The following is an 18,313-nucleotide window of genomic DNA, read 5'->3' on the forward strand; positions in this document are numbered from 1 at the left end:
GCGGTGGCGGCCACCCGTGAATGAGAATCTATCTCATTCACTCCCATGTGCCCGGTCGATTCCTTTAGGCTGCCGGTCAGTTGTTTTAGATTGCCGCGCTCGTCAGTTCGTCGTCGTCGATCGCGTTCGACGACGCGCGAATATCGCTCGGCGAAATGCCGTAGCGCTTGCGGAACGCGATCGAAAAATGCGCGGGACTGTAGCCGACGCGATACGCGACGGTCGACACGTTCGCGTCCTCCGCGCACAGCATCGCGTGCGCGGTCCGCAGACGGTATTCCTGCAGGTACGCATACACGCTCGTGCCGAACACCTTGCGGAATCCGGCCGTCAGCTTGCGCGAATTCATCCCGACGCGGCCCGCGAGCGCGTCGAGCGTCGGCGGCTGCTGGAGCTCGCGCGTCAGGATGTCGCTCGCCGCATACACGCGCTCGACATCCGACGACGTGACGCGCACGTCGGCCGGCGCGAACTGCCGCTGCGTCGCGAGCAGCTGCGCGCTCAGCGCGGTCAGCTCGAACGCCTTCGCCTTCAGGTAGTACTCGCGCACCGCGCCCTCGAACGGGCAGGTGGCGATCTGCACCGCGAGCGCCTGCAGCGCCTTCGACGCCGGGCAACTGACGATGCGCGGATCGCCGCCTGTCGGCGCGAGCATCTTTTCCGGCAGCAGGCTCAGGTTGCGGTCGAGCGCGTCGAGGCCGAGCTGCACGATCGTGTAGCGCAGCGGCACGTCGCGATCGTAGATCTGGTGCGTCGTGAACTCGCCGTCGTTGGCGATCACGCACAGGCCCGGCCCCTTGATGCACTGCTCGGGCTGGCCGGGCACGCGGCAGCGCAACTGTCCGCTCTGCACGAGGACGAGCTTCAGCCCTTTTTCGAGCGGCTCCTCGTACCAGTCGCGGCTGTCCGAGCACAGCGTGCCGCTCATGAGTTTCATGCCCGCATCGACGTGCACCACGCCCGGATGGTTGCCGGGCACGAGCACCGGCGGGTGACGTCGTGACGAAGCGAAGGAGGTCGAGCTCATCGGAGGGTCCGTTGGTTAGGCGGCACGCGCGGACCGGCGCGCGCCGGCGGCAACCGGCCGATTGTCCGGCCGGACCGCGCGGGCGCCGCGCAACGGACGCCCGATCGAATGAAATTGCCGCGATATCAAAAGAAACGACGCTATTGCGGCGCGTGTTCCAAATGATAATACCTCTCATTTACATTTTTTGACAACTTGCCGGAACCCAAGATCTGCGCATGCAATCCTCCCTTCCCTCCCCGGCGCCGGCCGTGCCGGCCGACGCGCCCGACTGGCCCGACGACGTCGCGCGCCGCTACCGCGACGCCGGCTACTGGCAGGACACGACGTTCTTCGACGCGCTCGATGCGTGTGCGCGGCGCCATCCCGACGCGCTCGCCGTCGTTGACGGCGCCTGCCGGCTCGGTTATCGCGACCTGCTGGCGCGCATCCGGCGACTCGCGGGCGGCCTCGCTCGGCTCGGCCTGACGCGCGGCGACGCGGTCGTCGTCCATTTGCCGAACGGCGCGCGCTTCATCGAGACGTGCTTCGCGCTGTTCCAGCTCGGCGTGCGGCCGGTGCTCGCGCTGCCCGCGCACCGCCACTACGAGATCGGCGCGTTCTGCCGCTTTGCCGGCGCGCGCGCCTATCTCGGTGCGTCGCAACTCGGCGATTTCGACTGCCGCCCGCTCGCGGCCGCGTTGCAGGCCGACTGCCCGACGCTCGCGCACGTGGTGATGGCCGGCGACGATCACGCGTTCACGTCGTTCGACGCGCTGTATGACGCGCCGCCCGTACTCGAATGCGCGGCGCGCGCCGACGACATCGCCTGCTTCCAGCTGTCGGGCGGCACGACCGGCACGCCGAAACTGATTCCGCGCCGCCATCGCGAATACCTGTACAACGTGCGCGCATGCAGCGCCGCAAGCGGCTTCGGTGCCGACACCGTGTATCTCGCCGCGCTGCCGATGGCGCACAACTTCACGCTGTGCTGCCCCGGCACGATCGGTGCGCTGCTCGCGGGCGGCCGCGTGGTCACGACCGGCCGGCCCGAGCCCGAACAGAGTTTCGCGCTGATCGCGCGGGAACGCGTCACGCATACCGCGCTCGTGCCGCCGCTCGCGCTGCTGTGGCTCGACGAGCAACCGCAACGGCAGGCCGACCTGTCGAGCCTGCGCGTGCTGCAGGTCGGCGGCGCGCGGCTGATGGACCACGCGGCCGCGCGCGTGACGCCCGTGCTCGGCTGCCGGCTGCAGCAGGTGTTCGGGATGGCCGAAGGGCTCATCTGCTGCACGCGGCTCGACGATTCGCCCGAACGCATCGCGCGTACGCAGGGGCGCCCGGTATCGGATGCCGATGAAGTGCGCATCGTCGACGAAGCCGGCGAACCGGTCGCGCCCGGCGAGATCGGCGAGCTGCAGGTACGCGGCCCGTACACGATACGCGGTTATTACCGGCTCGCCGACCACGACGCAACGGCGTTCACGGCCGACGGCTTCTACCGCAGCGGCGATCGTGTGCGGCGCACCGCGGACGGCGACCTCGTCGTCGAGGGCCGCGACAAGGACCAGATCAACCGCGGCGGCGAGAAAGTGTCGGCCGAGGAAGTCGAGAACCTGCTGCTCGCGCATCCGCAGGTGCACGACGCGGCAGTCGTCGCAATGCCCGACACGCTGCTCGGCGAGCGTACGTGCGCGTTCGTCGTCGCGCGCGCGCCTGCACCGTCCAGGCTGGTGCTGAAACGCTACCTGCGCGATTGCGGACTCGCGGCCTTCAAGATTCCCGACCGTATCGAGTTCATGCCGCGTTTCCCGGAAACCGGCATCGGCAAGACCAGCAAGAAATCGCTGCGCGAGCTGCTGCGCCGCCAGTTGCAGGCGGCCGCCGCATGATCGCGCGCCCGACCGGTTCGAACTGGATCCGCGAGCTGCGGCTGTCGCCGTGCGCACGGGCGCAACTCGTGTGCTTCCCGCACGCGGGCGGCACCGCGAATTTCTTTCGCAACTGGAGCCGTGCGCTGCCGTGGGACGTCGATCTGCTCGCGCTGCAGTATCCGGGCCGCGAGGAGCGCTTCGGCGAACCGTGCCTGCAGTCGATCGAGGCACTCGCCGGCCCCGCGACCGATGCCCTGCAACGCTATGCGCACGCGCCGCTCGTGCTGTTCGGGCACAGCCTCGGCGCGGCGCTCGCGTACGAGGTCGCGTTACGGCTCGAAGCACGCGGCGCCGCGCCGCTTTACGTGGCCGTCTCCGCGCTGCCGCCGCCGCATCGCCAGCGCCTGTCGAATCTGCACCTGCAATCCGACGACGCGCTCGCAGGCGATGTCGCCCGGCTGTCCGGCGAACACGCCGCGCTGCTCGCCGATCCGGAAATGCGTGCGATCTACCTGCCGATGATCCGCGACGACTATCGCGCGATCGAGACGTACCGGCGCGACCGGCCGCCACGCATCGATGCGCCGCTCGGCGTGATGCATCCGCTCGCCGATACCGAACTCGACCGCGACGAAGCGCATGCGTGGCAGGACGTCGCGGCGCGCCCGATCCGCATCGAGACGTTCGACGGCGACCACTTCTACCTGCGGCACCAATACCCGGCGGTGATCGCGCATCTGGTCGAACGGATCGACCAGTCCCTTCGTTACGGAAAGGAGTACACATGAAAGCACCGGACGCCTGCACGGGGCTTCCCGACATTCGCGACGCCATCGATCGCCTGGACGCCGACATCATCGACGCGCTCGGCCGGCGCATGCAATACGTGAAGGCCGCGTCGCGCTTCAAGCCCGACGAAGCGAGCATCGCCGCGCCGGAACGGGTGGCCGCGATGCTGCCCAACCGGCGCCGCTGGGCCGAACAGGCCGGTCTCGACGCCGACTACGTCGAGTCGCTGTTCGCCGGGCTGATCGCGTGGTACATCGCCCAGCAAACGCAGTACTGGCGGCAACAGCGGGGGCTCGCATGAACGCCGGCCTTCCGCTGCTGCACGACACGTTCGCGCGTGCCGCCCGACGCGCCGCCGCCACCGGCGAGCCGACGCTCGCCTCGGTGTCGGTGCCGCTGCGGCCGCTCGACTTCTTCGACCTGATCGCGGCCTGGGACGACGGCGTCACGCCGTGGTTCTTTCACGAAGCCGGCGACGCGTCCGTCACGCTGTTCGGCTGGGACCGCGCGCTCGAGCTGAACGCCACGGGCGATACGCGCTTCGCGCAGATCGACGCGCGCTGGCGCACGCTGGTTCGTGGCGCGGTGACGGCCGGCCCGCAGCCGCCGCGCGTCGTCGGCGGCTTCCGGTTCGATTCGCATGGGGCGCGCAGCGTGCACTGGGCGTCGTTTCCCGACGCGAGCATGACGGTGGCCACGCTGCTGATCGTGCGTGAAGGCGAAGCGCACTGGGCGGTCTGCCAGCACGTCGTCGCCGCGCACGACGATCCGGCCGCGCTCGCGCATGCGTGTCTTGCACGGATCGAGTCGCTCGGTGCACTCGCCGCCGCCCACGACGACGATGCATCGCACCTGCTGCACACGCAGGCGCTGCAGGCAAGCGAATGGCAGCGCGAAGTCCGGCGCGCGGTGGACGCGATACGCGGCGGCGCGTTCGGCAAGGTCGTGCTCGCCCGCGACGTGCTCGACCAGTACACGCGGCCCGTCGCGATCGCGCCGCTGCTGCGCAGGCTCCGCCACCGCGACGCGCATGCCCACCTGTTCGCCATCCGTCGCGCAAATGCATGCTTCGTCGGCGCCACGCCGGAACGGCTCGCGCGGGTCGCGGCCGGCGACGTGCGCACGCATGCGCTCGCCGGGACGATCCGGCGCGGCGCCACGCCCGACGACGACCGCGCGCTCGGCGCCGCGCTGCTGGGCTCCGCGAAGGAACGGCTCGAACACGCGCTCGTCGTCGACGCGATCCGCGCCGCGCTGACGCCGCTGTCGCGCATGCTCGACGTGCCCGAGCACCCGTCGCTGCACCGGCTGCCGAAACTGCAGCACCTGAGCACGCCGATCCGCGCCACGCTGCATGCGGACGCGACGCTGCTGCAGGTCGTCGCGGCGCTGCACCCGACGCCCGCCGTCGCCGGCCATCCGCGCGCGCCGGCACTCGACCATATCCGCGCACATGAAGGCTTCGATCGCGGCTGGTACGCGGCACCGATCGGCTGGATCGATGCGCACGGCAACGGCGACTTCATCGTCGCGCTGCGTTCGGCGCTGATCGAAGGCGGCGCGTGCCGGCTGTTCGCGGGCTGCGGCATCGTCGCCGACTCCGATCCGGTCAACGAGTATCAGGAAACCGAACTGAAGCTGTCCGGCATGCAGGCGGCGATCCGCGTGCGCGATGCGGCGGATGCCCACGGCCGCGCGCGCATGTCGTCGACGGTCGATTGAAGCTTGCCGTGGCCGCCGCTCGCTTCACGGCAACGGCGGCCCATTCCCACGCCGCACGCGTTCGGCAGGCGGCACCGTCCGTGGCAACGACGATTTCTCCGCGAAAATGTCGGGTGCTCCAGCCATGCCGGCGCGGCCGCTGCGCTGCCGCATGTAACCGATTGCGCACTGCCGAGGCACAATCCAATGCAACCCCGTTCGAATCCAAACCGGCGATTCTCAATTACATCTGTAGTCCTGAGTAACTTTCAGATTACGTCAAAAAATACCGCGTATTTCGACACCGCAACGACTATGCTGATGTAACGGGAATACGCGTCTGTGCCAGGCGCGCCGATACGCCCCGCTGCCGTGCGCAGCGATCTTGGTGGACGCATATGCAGTCGCGAGACCGGATTGCCTCGGAACAGGTCAGGATCGTCTACGACGTCGTGATGCCCTACGCCGTCGGCAGCACGCTGCTTGCCCTCTTCGCGACCCTTTCGATCGGCTGGCTCGGCCGTCCGGCCCCCGCATCGGGCCTTGCGTGGCCGCTCTACATCGCCGTGTGCTCGACCGGCCAGATCGTGCTGTCGCGTCTGTATCGGCGATCGCCGTCGTCCGCGAGCCGCTGGCAGTGCTGGGCGCTGGGGCTCTCCGCCTTCAGCACGGCCACCGGCATGGGCTGGGGATGGGCGTCGATTCATCTCGCGGCGCACGCGGATTTCGAAATCGCGAGCCTCGTGGTCATCGCGACGACCGGCGTCGTGGCCGGTGCCATCCCGGTGCTCGGCACGTACTTTCCGGCGTTCATCGCCTTTCTGTTGCCGGCCACCCTCCCGTATATCGGCGCCGCGCTCCTGTCGACGAACGCGCTCCAGCGCACGACCGCGCCGATGATGCTGCTGATCGCCTGCGTGATCGGCTATCTCGGGCTGCTGGCAAACCGTGCGGCCACGCGGAACATCCGCCTGCGCTTCAAGGCCGAACGGTACGCAGTCGATCTGCAGGCGCAGAACGCGCGGATCGAACGACTCGCCGTCGACCTCGACTGCCAGCGACACATCGCCGACCAGGCCAATCTCGCCAAATCGCAATTCCTCGCGGCGGCCAGCCACGACCTGCGCCAGTCCGCGCATGCGCTGAATCTGCTGATCGGCGCGCTGCACGGCATCCCGATGCCGCCGGACGGGCGCCAGCTCGTCGAGCGCATCGAGCGCTCGTCCGACGCGCTCAGCCGGCTCTTCGGCGCGCTGCTCGATCTTTCGCGGCTCGACGCCGGCAGCGTCGACGTGCAGCGCCGGCCGTTTGCCGTCGACGCGGTGCTCGAATACGTGTGCAACGACTGCCTGCTCGACGCGCAAGCGAAAGGCGTCGCGCTGTCGCGCGTGCCGTGCCGCGCGGTGGTGCAATCGGATCCGCTGCTGGTCGAACGCATCGTGCGCAATCTCGTCTCCAACGCGGTGCGCTACACCGCGCGCGGAAGAATCGTCGTCGGCTGCCGGCGCCGCGGCACCCGCCTCGCGATCCAGGTCTGGGACACGGGCTGCGGGATTCCCGATCACCTGCAGAAGCTCGTGTTCCACGAGTACTACCAGGTCGGCAATGCCGAACGCGATCACGAGAAAGGCTTCGGGCTCGGGCTCGCGATCGTGCGGCGGCTGGCCGCCCTGCTCGATGGCCGGCTGGCCGTGCACTCGACGCCCGGCCGCGGTTCGTGCTTCGAAGTCGCGATCGCGCTTGCCGCCTGCCCGCCCGATCCGCTCGACCTGCCGATCGCCGGTCACGACGACGTGCCCGGCACGACAGGGCGCGTCGTCGTGATCGACGGCAATCGCGCGACCCGCACCGGGTTGTCCGCACTGCTGGCGACGTGGGGCTACGAGACGATCGCGGTACGCTCGGGCAAGGAGGCGCTCGACCGGCTGTCGGCCGGCGCGCGGCAACCCGACCTGCTGATCTGCGATTACCTGCCGCCGCGCGGTGAAAACGGCATCGCGGTCATCGAGCGGCTGCGCCGGGCGCTCGACGCCGCCGTGCCCGCCTTGCTGATCAGCGGCGATACGACCGACGAACAACGGGCCGCGGCGCATGCGCGCGGGCTGGTTCTGCTGCACCGCCCGCTGCCGAACGGCAAACTGCGCACGGCGGTCGGTCATCTCGTCGCCGCCGGTGCGCGGCGGCGCTCGATGGCCGACGCGGACGCCCGCGGCGTCGCGATCTAGCGGCACCGCGCGTGTCCGCCGGCGCTTGCCGGGTCAAGCCGGATCCGCGCGTTCGTGCCGCACGCGCTTCCGGCGGACGGCTCCGGCTTCACGTGGCCGGCGCGCTTGCCGGCCCGTGCCGGCGGCCGGCAGGCGACACAGACGCGATTGGGGCGCAGGTCGTGGCGATGGATCACGAATGCGGCATGGCACCGGACGCAGCGCGCCGTCGACAGCACGCCGCCGTCGACGAAGCGCACCAGCATCCACGCGCGCGTCAGGTCGAGCAGCGGATCGCAGTGCGCGGCACGGCATCGCCCCGCATACAGCCCGTACGCCTTCACCAGCGCGTCGAGTCGCGAACACCGCGCGTCGATCCGCAGGAAGCGGTAGATGTTGTGGAACAGCGACGCATGGATGTTGGCCATCCAGGTCATGTACCAGTCGCTGGAAAACGGCAGCAGGCCCTTTGGCGGCGCCACGCCGCGCACCTCGCGATACAGGCGGACCAGGCGCTCGTGCGGCAGCGCCAGCTCGATCTCGAGCATCTGCGGGCGCGCACCGAGCCGGATCAGCGTGACGGCATCGAGCACGAGCCGCGCGTGATCGGCAAGACTCGCCGCATGCGCGGCATCGGCGGCGCCGTTCACGGCATATCCTGGTCGAACGCCCCCATACTGGAGAACGCCAGCGCGACGTGCAGCGGCGCGACTTCGTCCGACGGCGCGTGCCGCGCGAGCGCGTCCACCGTATCGCGGCGGCTCAGTCGCAGCACGCAGATCAATTGGCCCGACGATGCCAGGTTCAGCATCGATCGCATCGACAGGCTTTCCAGTGCCTCCGCCATATCCGGCGTCGCGCCGAGACGAAACATGCCGGTCGCACGATCCGTCCGCAGCAACCGCTGCGCCAGCCACAGATAAGACATGTTCAGGTCGCGAATTAAATCCTCTTCATTGATAGTTTCCATATTGCACCTTGATTGATATCGAATCAGGCCGATGGAGACGTCCGTCAAATCCGTGCAAAGGAACATGTCTGGTTTTACGGTGTGAATCGCCCGCCTCGGCGTCAATTGCCTGATTTTCAGAAGGCAATCAATTGAAATAATCAGCGCACCCCGTATTGGCACGTTCGGTTCTTTTTATCGTATAGTCTGCACCCGGGTTCGATCGCACCCCGAAAACTCTCGGCTTCCGCAGCTTGCCCGAGCCCTTGCCATCGCGATCTTCGTGACGCTCGTTGTGCGTCCCAGCGCACCGAAAACCGCGACGATTCAGTGTCAAACACGCTTGACCGGATGTAAATCCGACGTTAGCCCATGGAAAAACGGCGTCGCATACGACCAAAGTATTAAGACTTTTCGAAAACCCCGGATTCCCTATGAGCGAAAGAGATCTGCCTCCGACTTTATTTTTATTTTCATGAAAATACTCATTGTCGATGATCATCCGGTTCTGCGAGACGGCGTGGCGACGTTGTTGCGCCAGGACAATGGCGGGATGATCGACATTCAGGCGGGCAACGCCGACGACGCGTTGCGGCTGCTCGAGCTGCACACCGACCTCGACGTCATCGTCCTGGATCTGAAAATGAGCGGCATGGACGGTTTCGCCGCGATTGACGGGATCACGCAGCTGCGGCCCGAGTTGCCGATCGTCGTGCTGTCTTCGTCCGAGGACCCGCAGGACGTACGCGCGGCATTCACGCACGGCGCGCTCGGCTACGTCCCCAAGTCCGCCACCGCGCACACGCTGCTGTCGGCCATCAAGATGGTGATGAACGGCGAGCGGTACGTGCCGCCGCTGCTGCTCGACATGCAATCGGCGCATCGCGACCCGCCGTCCGCGCACGAGCCCGACAGCCCGCGCCTGACGTTGCGCCAGCTCGACGTGCTGCGCCTGATCGCGGAAGGCGTGCCGAACAAGCTCATCGCCGACCGGCTCGGCCTGTCCGAGAAAACCGTGAAAGCCCATATCACCGCCATCTTCAAGGCATTGCACGTGCGCAATCGCACCCAGGCCGCGGCCGCGGGCCAGCGCCTGGGGCTCCTCTGATCGTCGTCGCGACGTCATCGTGCGGCGCCGGCCGCCGGCGCCGCACTGCCCGACGACTGCATCAGGCCGGTGCGCACCTGCGGCATCGCCGTCGTCGCCGCGCCCGCAGCCGCGATCGTGCCCGACGACGATGCGCCGACCGGCGGCACCAGTGCGACGCCATCCAGCGTATTGCCGCTGGCGACGATCCGGCTGGCCGTGCATCCGCTCGACAGCAACGACACCGCGCTACCCGCGATCGCTGCGAACGTGTTGCCCGCGACCTCGAAGTCGCATACGTTGCCCAGCGCCCGGAATCCCGCATAGCCCGATCCCGTCACGCGATTGCGCGTGACCGTCACGGTCGACACCGTGCCCGACCACGTGTCCAGTTCGAGCGCCGCCTGCTGCGTCGGCTGCAACCCGTTGTTCACGGTCGAATTCTGGACGTTGGTCACCACGTTGCCGTCGATCACGACGTTCGACACGCCGTAGGTCTTCCAGCTGTCCTCCTGCGCCAGCAGGATGCCCGCCGCCTTCTGCACGCCGTCGACCGTGTTGTTCGAGATCGTCACGGCCTGTCCGCCGACCACCGCAATACCGCGCCCCCACGCGTTTCCCGACACGGTGTTGCGATCGATCAGCACGTTGCTGCTGACGCGGCCGTCTCCCAGATAGCTGACGACGGCGATCAGGTCGTCGCCGGTCCCCTTCACCGTATTGTTCTGCACGAGCACGTTGGTCGAGCCGTAGGTCGTATGGATGCCGTCGGCCAGCGTGGCGCTCACCGTATTGCCGACGATCGCGACGTTGCTGCCGCCGAACACGAAGATCCCGGCGCTGGCGCCGCCCTGGATCGTCACGCCGAGCACCTGGACACCCGTGCCCGTCACCTCGACCTTGGTCGACGCCGGCGTCGTGAGCCGCGTGGTGCCGGTACCGACCAGCGTCACGCCCACCAGCGTCGAGCCGGCGCCGCTCATCACGATCGTCTGGTCGGACGGGTTGGTCGCGACGAGCGTCGCGCCGTAGCCCGACACCACGACGCCCGACGTCGCCACCGACAACGAGCGGCTGACCGTGTAGCGTCCCGGCGCGAGGATCAGCGTCTGTCCGGCCTGCAACGCGTTGAGCGCGGCCTGCAACGCATCGGTCTGGTCGCTGCCGTCGCTTGCCGCCCGGACCGTCACGGCCGCCGGCACGGCCCGTACCGCCGGACGCGCCCGCGCGGCATGGCGCGGCGCCGTGTACTCCGTGAGCGTCGCGGCGCAAACCTGAACCGGAAAGCTGGCAACGGCGCACGCCCATGCGACAACCGCGGCGCCGACGATACGAAATGACCTGGTCATGATGACCCCCTCGATAGGCATTCGCCCGACGCGGCGCACGATGCGACGGCATCCGGTCGCACGGCATCGACGGTCGGCCGGCGCACCGGCACGACGTGTGTCGACCCGCTGGGCGTAACGATTTGGTCCGGATCCGGTCCGGAAACAGTCGGGCGACGCCCGTGTCAGGCGATTGCCCCTCGTCTGCCGATACAGGCGGGCCGCTCCCCCAAGAGCGGTCGACGTCGACGGTGCCGGCAGCGTGCGACCGTCGGGCGACATGCCGAAGCGCTTGCGCGAGCGACGCGGGCCGGTCGGCTTCGTGTTCCGTCCCGTACGATCATGTCGCTCGATTGGAAGTCTATTTCGCCGTCGGCGCGCGTAAATCCGACAGAAGCCCCGCGACCGTCGTAGGACGGGTCCCGAGCCTGTATCGCCACGGAGAACGAGACGGCGTACGACTCGTCAGGCCGGCACGCGTGCGTGGTGCGGCATCGAGCGGAACGTCGGGAGAGAGGGGACGGGCCGCAACCGGGATCGAAATCCCGATCGGGCAGGTGCGGGCATCAGACGCGGGGGATGTGTCTGATATTCAGGACTGCGTTTTAATTCAGACTTGCCGATCCCGCACGGGACCGGACACGGACGACGTGCGCAGACGCATGATTCGGCGTCTGCGCGCGGAAGATGACACGGCCGCTCAGGCGCCGGCGGTCTGCTTGTTCGACGCGGCCAGTTCCGCGTCCATGAGCGCGGCGTGCGCCTGCGCATCGCTCTCCGACAGCAGTTCGCCCTCCCACTTGGCCACCACCGCACTGGCGATCGAGTTGCCAACCGCATTGGTGGCCGAGCGCCCCATGTCGAGAAACGTGTCGACACCGAGGATCAGCAGCAGGCCGGCTTCCGGGATGTTGAACTGGTGCAGCGTCGCCGCGATCACGACGAGCGATGCGCGCGGCACGCCCGCCATGCCCTTCGAGGTCAGCATCAGCACGAGCAGCATCGACACCTGCGTGCCGAGCGACAGGTGAATGCCGTAGGCTTGCGCGATGAACAGCGACGCGAACGTGCAGTACATCATCGAGCCGTCGAGATTGAACGAGTAGCCCAGCGGCATCACGAAGCTCGAGATCTTGCGCTTCACGCCGAAACGGTCGAGCGCGTCGAGGATCTTCGGATAAGCGGCCTCCGAGCTCGCGGTCGCGAACGACAGCATGAACGCTTCCTTGATCAGCACCAGCAGCTTGAATACGCGCGGGCCGATGAACAGCAGCCCGGCCAGCACCAGCAAGGTCCAGAGCAACGTCAGGCTCAGGTAGAAGTCGGCCATGAACACGGCGAACTTGTACAGGATCGACAGGCCGTTGACCGCGACCGTCGCCGCCATCGCGGCCATCACCGCGAGCGGCGCGAGCTTCATCACGTAGCCGGTGATCTTCAGCATCATGTGCGACGTCTGTTCGATCACGGCCACGAGCGCCGCGGCCCGTTCGCCGAGCGAAGCCAGCGCCACCCCGCAGAACATCGAGAACACGACGATCTGCAGGATCTCGTTGTTGGCCATCGATTCCGCGAAGGATTTCGGCACCATGTGCCCGATGAAATCCTTCAGCGTGAACTTCGCCGTCGCGAGATTCGCCGTCGCGCCGATATCGGGCAGCGGCAGGCCGAGGTTCTCGCCGGGCCGCAGGAGGTTCGACATCAGCAGGCCGAGCAGCAGCGACAGCAGCGACGCCGTCACGAACCAGCCCAGCGCCTTCGTGAACACGCGTCCGACCGACGCCGCATCGCCCATGTGCGCGATGCCGACCACCAGTGTCGAAAACACCAGCGGGCCGATCACCATCTTGATCAGGCGCAGGAACACGTCGGACACCAGCGAGATATAACCGGCGATCTCGGTCGCGGCCTTCTTGTCCGGAAAATTGGTGTAAATCATGTAGCCGATGATGATCCCCATCACCATGGCGGCCAGGATCCAGACGGCCGCGCCTCCCCTTCTCTTCATGATAAGGATTCCTTTTCATCAGGAACGAGTGAACCTCGTCGAAATTGATTGGCCGACCCGCCGCGATCCAGCGCCACGGGGGCGCTTCGATCCGTCTCCGCCGAATCGGGCCGGTCGCACCGGCGCCTTACAGATCGCTTCCGTACCTGCGTGGAAGGCACCGCCTGCTTCGCCGGATACCCGATCCTCCCGTTTCATATTCCGGCGCACAAGGCGCGCTGACATTCATTGACAATCCATCCGCAGACGGACCGAATCGATCCGGAAATCCATTCTCGAAAACCCGCGGACATCGCGCGTCACAACAGCGGCAACGCATTCCGGATGTGCTCGGCAAACGCTGCAGTCAGATGCGACGGCCGTTTCCGGTCGAACTTCAGCGTAATGCCGACAGCCGGCAGCGGCGGCAGCCGCGGGCCGCCGACGACGATCGCGAGGTCGGCCGGCACGGCCGTCTGCGTCATCACCGCGAACGCCTGCCCCGAGCGCACCAGCGCGATCAACCCCGCGAGGCTGCTGCTCGCATACGCGACGCGGTAATCGCGGCCGACGCGATCCAGCGCGTCGCACGCCGCGATGTGATCGAGCGTGTCGCGATCGGACAGCGCGAGCGGCAGCGGATCGAAATGCTCGGGCTCCAGCCCCGGATAACCGATCCACACCAGTTGCTCGCGGCGAATGATGTCGGCGTGCGCGCCGTCGTCCGGCAGCGAAATCATCGCGAGATCGACCGCGCGTTTCTCCAGCTGTTCGAGCAACCGCGGCGTCGGCCCGCACACGACCTCGACGATCGCCTGCGGATGCTGGCTCGAAAACTGCCGCAGCAGCGACGGCAGCCAGACCGCCGCGTAATCGTCCGGGCACCCGAACCGGATCGACCCCGACAACCCCGTGCCGCACAGGTCGGCCATCGCCTCGTCGTGCAGCCGCAGGATGCGCTGCGCGTGCACGAGCAGCCGCTCGCCCGGATGCGTCAGCACCACGCCGCGGCCGGTGCGCTGGAACAGCGGCTGGTCGACGACTTCCTCGAGCCGCTTCATCTGCTGGCTGAGCGCGGACTGGGTCCGGCCGACGCGCGCCGCCGCGCGGCTGAGCGCGCGCACCTCGGCGATCACGACGAACGACCGCAGCAGGTCGATTTCAAGCGAAAGTCCCAAGGTATTAGCTCCTTTTCTACCTTGCATAAGAACTATTCGTTTCCATCAAACCAGACGCGCGCCTAGACTGCAAGCGATCCCAGCCCTTTTTGCGCGGAGACGCCCGATGTCCCTGAACGACGACGCAACCTTCTGGCGCAACGCCAGGCAGCACCTGGTCCGCTACGGCGGCACGTTCGAGCCGATGATCATCGAGCGCGCGAAAGGCAGCTTCGTCTACGACGCCGACGGCCGCGCGATCCTCGATTTCACGTCGGGCCAGATGAGCGCGGTGCTCGGCCACTGCCATCCGGAGATCGTGTCGGTGATCAGCGACTACGCGGGCAAGCTCGACCACCTGTTCAGCGGCATGCTGTCGCGGCCGGTCGTCGATCTCGCGACGCGCCTCGCCGACGTCACGCCGCCCGGGCTCGACCGCGCGCTGCTGCTCAGCACCGGCGCGGAATCGAACGAAGCGGCGATCCGGATGGCGAAGCTCGTCACCGGCAAGTACGAGATCGTCGGCTTCGCGCAGTCTTGGCACGGGATGACGGGCGCGGCCGCGTCGGCCACGTACAGCGCGGGCCGCAAGGGTGTCGGCCCGGCGTCGGTCGGGTCGTTCGCGATTCCGGCGCCGTTCGCGTACCGGCCGCGCTTCGAGCGCAACGGCGCGTACGACCCGCTCGCCGAACTCGACTACGCATTCGACCTGATCGACCGCCAGTCGAGCGGCAACCTCGCCGCGTTCATCGCGGAGCCGATCCTCAGCTCGGGCGGGATCATCGAGCTGCCGGAAGGCTATATGGCGGCGCTCAAGCGCAAGTGCGAGCAGCGCGGGATGCTGCTGATCCTCGACGAGGCGCAGACGGGCGTCGGCCGCACCGGCACGATGTTCGCGTGCCAGCGCGACGGCGTGACGCCCGACATCTTGACGCTGTCGAAGACGCTCGGCGCGGGCCTGCCGCTCGCGGCGATCGTCACGTCCGCGGCCATCGAGGAGCGTGCGCACGCACTCGGCTACCTGTTCTACACGACGCACGTATCCGACCCGCTGCCGGCGGCCGTCGGCCTGCGCGTGCTCGACGTGGTGCAGCGCGACGGGCTCGTCGCGCGCGCCAACACGATGGGCGACCGGCTCCGGCGCGGACTGCTCGACCTGATGGAGCGGTTCGACTGCATCGGCGACGTGCGCGGGCGCGGGCTGCTGCTCGGCGTCGAGATCGTCAAGGATCGCCGCACGAAGGAGCCGGCGGACGGGCTCGGCGCGAAAATCACGCGCGAGTGCATGAACCTCGGGCTCAGCATGAACATCGTGCAGCTGCCCGGCATGGGCGGCGTGTTCCGGATCGCGCCGCCGCTGACCGTCAGCGAGGCGGAGATCGACCTCGGCCTGTCGCTGCTGGAGCAGGCGATCACGCGCGCGCTGTAACGCGCGTCCCCGCCTCGCACGAACCGTCGTGCCGGGTTGCCCGACCGGCACGACGGACGCCCGCCCGATCGATCAGCCTGCTTCCGCCGCCCACGCGTGCGCATCGGCACCGGCCGGCATGTGCAGCGGGCTCGACGGATCGGTCGCCGCACGCCATACGGCTTCGGCGACATCCTGCGCATGGGTGATCGGCCCCGTCGCATCGAGCATCCGCGCGACGGCCTTCCCGACGAATTCCGCATACGCCTCGTGCTCGAAACCGTGCATGTTCGCGCGTGCGTTGTCGCCGAAACGCGTGTCGGGCGCACGGCCCGGCAGCACGAGATGCGTGCGCACGCCGAACGGCGCAAGTTCGACCGCCATCGATTCGGTGAACGCATTGACCGCCGCCTTGCTCGCGCGGTAAGCGCTGACCAGCGGCAGCGCCTTCAGCGTGACGCTCGACGTGACGTTCACGACCACGCCGGCGCCGCGCTGGCGAAACTGCGGCAGCACGGCCTGCGTGAGCGCGATCGTGCCGATCGTGTTGGTCTCGAACAGCGCGCGCACCGTGTCGAGCGGCGTCAGTTCGGCCGGTGCGGCCGCGCCGAAGCCGGCGTTGTTGACGAGTACGTCGATCGGGCCGGCCGCGTCTATCGCGGCGCGGATGCTGTCCGCGTTCGTCACGTCGAGCGGCAGCACGCGCAGGTTAGCCGACGGCGGCAGCACGTCCTCGCGCGGCGTGCGCATCGTCGCGACGACCCGCCAGTCGCGGGCCAGGAAATGGCGCGCGATCTCGAGGCCGAAGCCGGAGGAACAGCCGGTGATCAATACGGTCTTCATGCAAACTCCTGTGATGGGTGGGGCAGGTGTTCGTACGATAGATGGCTGAATCCGTATTCGCTACAATCTAAAATCCGCTTTTCATTTGCGAGAGTCCGGCGATGATCGACCCGCTGACCGAAGTCGTGACGCTGCTGCAACCGGGCGCGCGGTACTCGAAGTACGTGCGCGGCGCGAGCCCGTGGGCAATCAGCCGCACGGTCGCCGGCGAGCCGTTCTACTGCGCGATCCTCGACGGCGGGTGCCGGATCGCGATCGACGGGCATGCGCCGATCGAGCTGCTGTCCGGCGATTTCATGCTGATTCCGGCCGCGCACGGCGTCGCGATGTCCAGCCTCGAACCGCCGGCGCCGGGCGTCGAGACCGCACCGCCCGTCGCGCTCGAGCACGGCGAATACCGGATCGGCGATCCGGCCAACCCGGTCGACACGCGGATGATGGCGGGCAACTGCAGCTTCGGTTCGCCCGACGCCTCGCTGCTGGTGTCGCTGCTGCCCCGCTTCGTGCACGTGCGCGGCGAACCGCGGCTGACCACGCTCGTGCAACTGGTGCGGGACGAATCGCGCGCGCAGCGGCCTGCCCGCGAGATCGTGCTCGCGCGCCTGCTCGAAGTGTTGCTGATCGAGGCGCTGCGCTTCACGTCCGGCACGAACGCGTCGCCGGGCCTCGTGCGCGGCCTTGCCGACAACCGCCTGGCCGCGGCACTCCGCCAGATGCACGAACGCCCCGCGCACCCGTGGACGATCGTCGAACTCGCGAAGGAAGCCGCGCTGTCGCGCTCGACGTTCTTCGAACGCTTCAGCCGCGCGGTCGGCGTCGCGCCGATGGAATACCTGCTGACGTGGCGCATGGCGCTCGCGAAGGACCTGCTCCGCCGCAACGAGGGCCGCATCGCGGAGGTCGCGGGGCGCGTCGGCTACAGCTCGGCCAGCACGTTCAGCGTCGCCTTCACGCGGCACGTCGGCCGGCCGCCCGCGCAATATGCGCGTGAAGCACAGGCGGCGGCGAACGACGCATGAGCCGCGCCCGCCGCCGCCATCCCGCGACCTGCGTACACTATCGGTCACGCAACGACCACGCGCGAGGCATCCGATGACGACAACCGCCACGACCGACCACTGGCTCGTCGCACGGCGCGATGTGGAAACCGGCATCGAAAGCCTGCACGCGCATTTCAACGGCCATGCGTACGACGCGCACGATCACGACGACATGCTGGTCGGCTTCACCGAACAGGGCGTGCAGCGCTTCCAGTGCCACCGGTCGCTGCATACCAGCGTGCCGGGCCGCGCGATCCTGATCGAGCCGGGCGCGATGCACGACGGCCACGCGCCCGAGGCCGGCGGCTTCACCTACGGCATGCTGTACCTGCCGCAAGCGTGGGTCGAGCGCGCCGCGCGCCGGCTGGACCTGCCGGGCCTCGGCGGCGTCGAAGCCACGTTCGGCCATACGCTCGTCGACGACCGCAGCCTCGTCGACGCGATCCGCAACGCATTCTTCGCGATCCATGACAACGAAGGCCGGCTCGCCCGCGACCAGACGCTCGACCGCCTGCTGACGCGGCTCGGCGGCGAACTGCGCGGCCCACCCGCGCTGGAAAGCGGCGTCGTGCCGCCCGCGATCGCCCGCGTGCGCGACCTGCTGCATGCACACATGGACGGCAATATCGGCCTCGATGAACTGGCGGGCGTCGCCGGCATCGACCGGTTCCGGCTGACGCGGATGTTCCAGCGCGCCTTCGGCACGTCGCCGCACGCCTACCTCGTCCGCCTGCGGCTGCGCGCCGCGCGCCGGCTGCTGGCGGCCGGCCGCACGCCCGCGCAGGCGGCCGCGGACGTCGGGTTTGCCGACCAGAGCCATCTGGGCCGCTGGTTCCGCCGCGCGTACCGGATCACGCCGGCCGCGTACCGGCAACTCTGCACAAACGTTCCAGACCGATCGCGCGCGGCATCCGATCATGGACGCTCCAACCAGGAGCAA

The 18,313-nt window shown here is 68.2% G+C and carries 15 protein-coding genes and 1 pseudogene; 9 read left to right on the plus strand and 7 right to left on the minus strand.

Annotated features, from left to right (window positions below; all coding sequences use genetic code 11):
* Positions 1-85 precede the first annotated feature (85 nt).
* Complete coding sequence (locus AC1VVG_RS16970; protein ID WP_051700896.1) at positions 86-1,027, minus strand: helix-turn-helix domain-containing protein; 942 nt, start codon at positions 1,025-1,027, stop codon at positions 86-88.
* Between the two features lie 218 nt (positions 1,028-1,245).
* Here AC1VVG_RS16970 and AC1VVG_RS16975 point away from each other — a divergent pair, with 218 nt between their 5' ends.
* The 5 genes from AC1VVG_RS16975 (at position 1,246) to AC1VVG_RS16995 (ending at position 7,595) form a co-directional block, all read left to right on the plus strand.
* The gene (locus AC1VVG_RS16975) at positions 1,246-2,898 is read left to right on the plus strand and encodes a (2,3-dihydroxybenzoyl)adenylate synthase (RefSeq protein ID WP_124607640.1); all 1,653 of its coding nucleotides are present in this window, start codon (positions 1,246-1,248) and stop codon (positions 2,896-2,898) included.
* On the plus strand, positions 2,895-3,668 hold the full coding sequence (locus AC1VVG_RS16980; protein ID WP_034186170.1) for a thioesterase II family protein: 774 nt from the start codon (positions 2,895-2,897) through the stop codon (positions 3,666-3,668). The genes AC1VVG_RS16975 and AC1VVG_RS16980 overlap by 4 nt, the downstream gene beginning before the upstream one ends.
* Positions 3,665-3,970 (plus strand): isochorismate lyase, encoded by a 306-nt coding sequence (locus AC1VVG_RS16985; RefSeq protein ID WP_482835921.1) that lies wholly within the window; start codon positions 3,665-3,667, stop codon positions 3,968-3,970. The genes AC1VVG_RS16980 and AC1VVG_RS16985 overlap by 4 nt, the downstream gene beginning before the upstream one ends.
* Positions 3,967-5,391: an isochorismate synthase gene (locus tag AC1VVG_RS16990; protein ID WP_482835922.1), complete on the plus strand. Its 1,425-nt coding sequence runs from the start codon at positions 3,967-3,969 to the stop codon at positions 5,389-5,391. Before AC1VVG_RS16985 ends, AC1VVG_RS16990 begins: the two co-directional genes overlap by 4 nt.
* Positions 5,392-5,768: 377 nt before the next feature.
* Positions 5,769-7,595: an ATP-binding response regulator gene (locus AC1VVG_RS16995; RefSeq protein ID WP_124669646.1), complete on the plus strand. Its 1,827-nt coding sequence runs from the start codon at positions 5,769-5,771 to the stop codon at positions 7,593-7,595.
* Here the strand turns inward: AC1VVG_RS16995 and flhC are convergent.
* Together flhC and AC1VVG_RS17005 are read right to left on the minus strand one after the other, a co-directional pair.
* A complete protein-coding gene (flhC, locus tag AC1VVG_RS17000; RefSeq protein WP_059556870.1) occupies positions 7,592-8,224 on the minus strand; it encodes a flagellar transcriptional regulator FlhC in 633 nt (210 codons plus the stop codon). The genes AC1VVG_RS16995 and flhC overlap by 4 nt on opposite strands.
* Positions 8,221-8,610, minus strand: a complete 390-nt coding sequence (locus AC1VVG_RS17005; RefSeq protein ID WP_080287718.1) for a flagellar transcriptional regulator FlhD — start codon at positions 8,608-8,610, stop codon at positions 8,221-8,223. Before AC1VVG_RS17005 ends, flhC begins: the two co-directional genes overlap by 4 nt.
* A 196-nt stretch (positions 8,611-8,806) precedes the next feature.
* Here AC1VVG_RS17005 and AC1VVG_RS17010 point away from each other — a divergent pair, with 196 nt between their 5' ends.
* Positions 8,807-9,631 carry a response regulator gene (locus tag AC1VVG_RS17010; protein WP_241510343.1) on the plus strand — a complete coding sequence of 275 codons (825 nt, stop codon included), beginning with the start codon at positions 8,807-8,809 and terminating at the stop codon, positions 9,629-9,631.
* Positions 9,632-9,645: 14 nt separating this feature from the next.
* Here the strand turns inward: AC1VVG_RS17010 and AC1VVG_RS17015 are convergent, their stop codons facing one another.
* The 3 genes from AC1VVG_RS17015 to AC1VVG_RS17025 all read right to left on the minus strand — a co-directional run bounded on the left by AC1VVG_RS17015 (position 9,646) and on the right by AC1VVG_RS17025 (position 14,130).
* Positions 9,646-10,959, minus strand: a complete 1,314-nt coding sequence (locus AC1VVG_RS17015; RefSeq protein WP_034186165.1) for a right-handed parallel beta-helix repeat-containing protein — start codon at positions 10,957-10,959, stop codon at positions 9,646-9,648.
* Between the two features lie 679 nt (positions 10,960-11,638).
* Positions 11,639-12,946, minus strand: coding sequence for a dicarboxylate/amino acid:cation symporter (locus tag AC1VVG_RS17020; protein WP_059556871.1), 1,308 nt, complete (start codon positions 12,944-12,946; stop codon positions 11,639-11,641).
* A 299-nt stretch (positions 12,947-13,245) separates the two neighbouring features.
* Positions 13,246-14,130: a LysR family transcriptional regulator gene (locus tag AC1VVG_RS17025; RefSeq protein ID WP_175026792.1), complete on the minus strand. Its 885-nt coding sequence runs from the start codon at positions 14,128-14,130 to the stop codon at positions 13,246-13,248.
* Between the two features lie 79 nt (positions 14,131-14,209).
* On the opposite strand from AC1VVG_RS17025, the gene AC1VVG_RS17030 reads away from it, so the two are divergent.
* On the plus strand, positions 14,210-15,511 hold the full coding sequence (locus AC1VVG_RS17030) for an aspartate aminotransferase family protein (protein ID WP_059556872.1): 1,302 nt from the start codon (positions 14,210-14,212) through the stop codon (positions 15,509-15,511).
* A gap of 72 nt (positions 15,512-15,583) precedes the next feature.
* Here the strand turns inward: AC1VVG_RS17030 and AC1VVG_RS17035 are convergent, their stop codons facing one another.
* The gene (locus AC1VVG_RS17035; protein ID WP_034186161.1) at positions 15,584-16,333 is read right to left on the minus strand and encodes an SDR family oxidoreductase; all 750 of its coding nucleotides are present in this window, start codon (positions 16,331-16,333) and stop codon (positions 15,584-15,586) included.
* Between the two features lie 101 nt (positions 16,334-16,434).
* Here AC1VVG_RS17035 and AC1VVG_RS17040 point away from each other — a divergent pair, with 101 nt between their 5' ends.
* Complete coding sequence (locus AC1VVG_RS17040; RefSeq protein WP_069245984.1) at positions 16,435-17,352, plus strand: AraC family transcriptional regulator; 918 nt, start codon at positions 16,435-16,437, stop codon at positions 17,350-17,352.
* A gap of 73 nt (positions 17,353-17,425) precedes the next feature.
* A pseudogene (locus AC1VVG_RS17045) lies at positions 17,426-18,268 on the plus strand (AraC family transcriptional regulator); the annotation flags it as partial.
* Positions 18,269-18,313 lie beyond the last annotated feature (45 nt).

It is taken from the genome of Burkholderia sp. L-4 (assembly GCF_056856535.1).

What these genes read in the sequence shown, in the direction of transcription:
- AC1VVG_RS17015 (WP_034186165.1), bottom strand. Translation starts at nt 10,959, where the DNA reads ATGACCAGGTCATTTCGTATCGTCGGCGCCGCGGTTGTCGCATGGGCG.
- AC1VVG_RS16980 (WP_034186170.1), top strand. Translation starts at nt 2,895, where the DNA reads ATGATCGCGCGCCCGACCGGTTCGAACTGGATCCGCGAGCTGCGGCTG.
- AC1VVG_RS17020 (WP_059556871.1), bottom strand. Translation starts at nt 12,946, where the DNA reads ATGAAGAGAAGGGGAGGCGCGGCCGTCTGGATCCTGGCCGCCATGGTG.
- AC1VVG_RS17035 (WP_034186161.1), bottom strand. Translation starts at nt 16,333, where the DNA reads ATGAAGACCGTATTGATCACCGGCTGTTCCTCCGGCTTCGGCCTCGAG.
- AC1VVG_RS16995 (WP_124669646.1), top strand. Translation starts at nt 5,769, where the DNA reads ATGCAGTCGCGAGACCGGATTGCCTCGGAACAGGTCAGGATCGTCTAC.
- AC1VVG_RS17005 (WP_080287718.1), bottom strand. Translation starts at nt 8,610, where the DNA reads ATGTTCCTTTGCACGGATTTGACGGACGTCTCCATCGGCCTGATTCGA.
- AC1VVG_RS17030 (WP_059556872.1), top strand. Translation starts at nt 14,210, where the DNA reads ATGTCCCTGAACGACGACGCAACCTTCTGGCGCAACGCCAGGCAGCAC.
- AC1VVG_RS17025 (WP_175026792.1), bottom strand. Translation starts at nt 14,130, where the DNA reads ATGCAAGGTAGAAAAGGAGCTAATACCTTGGGACTTTCGCTTGAAATC.
- AC1VVG_RS16985 (WP_482835921.1), top strand. Translation starts at nt 3,665, where the DNA reads ATGAAAGCACCGGACGCCTGCACGGGGCTTCCCGACATTCGCGACGCC.
- AC1VVG_RS16975 (WP_124607640.1), top strand. Translation starts at nt 1,246, where the DNA reads ATGCAATCCTCCCTTCCCTCCCCGGCGCCGGCCGTGCCGGCCGACGCG.
- AC1VVG_RS17040 (WP_069245984.1), top strand. Translation starts at nt 16,435, where the DNA reads ATGATCGACCCGCTGACCGAAGTCGTGACGCTGCTGCAACCGGGCGCG.
- AC1VVG_RS16970 (WP_051700896.1), bottom strand. Translation starts at nt 1,027, where the DNA reads ATGAGCTCGACCTCCTTCGCTTCGTCACGACGTCACCCGCCGGTGCTC.
- AC1VVG_RS16990 (WP_482835922.1), top strand. Translation starts at nt 3,967, where the DNA reads ATGAACGCCGGCCTTCCGCTGCTGCACGACACGTTCGCGCGTGCCGCC.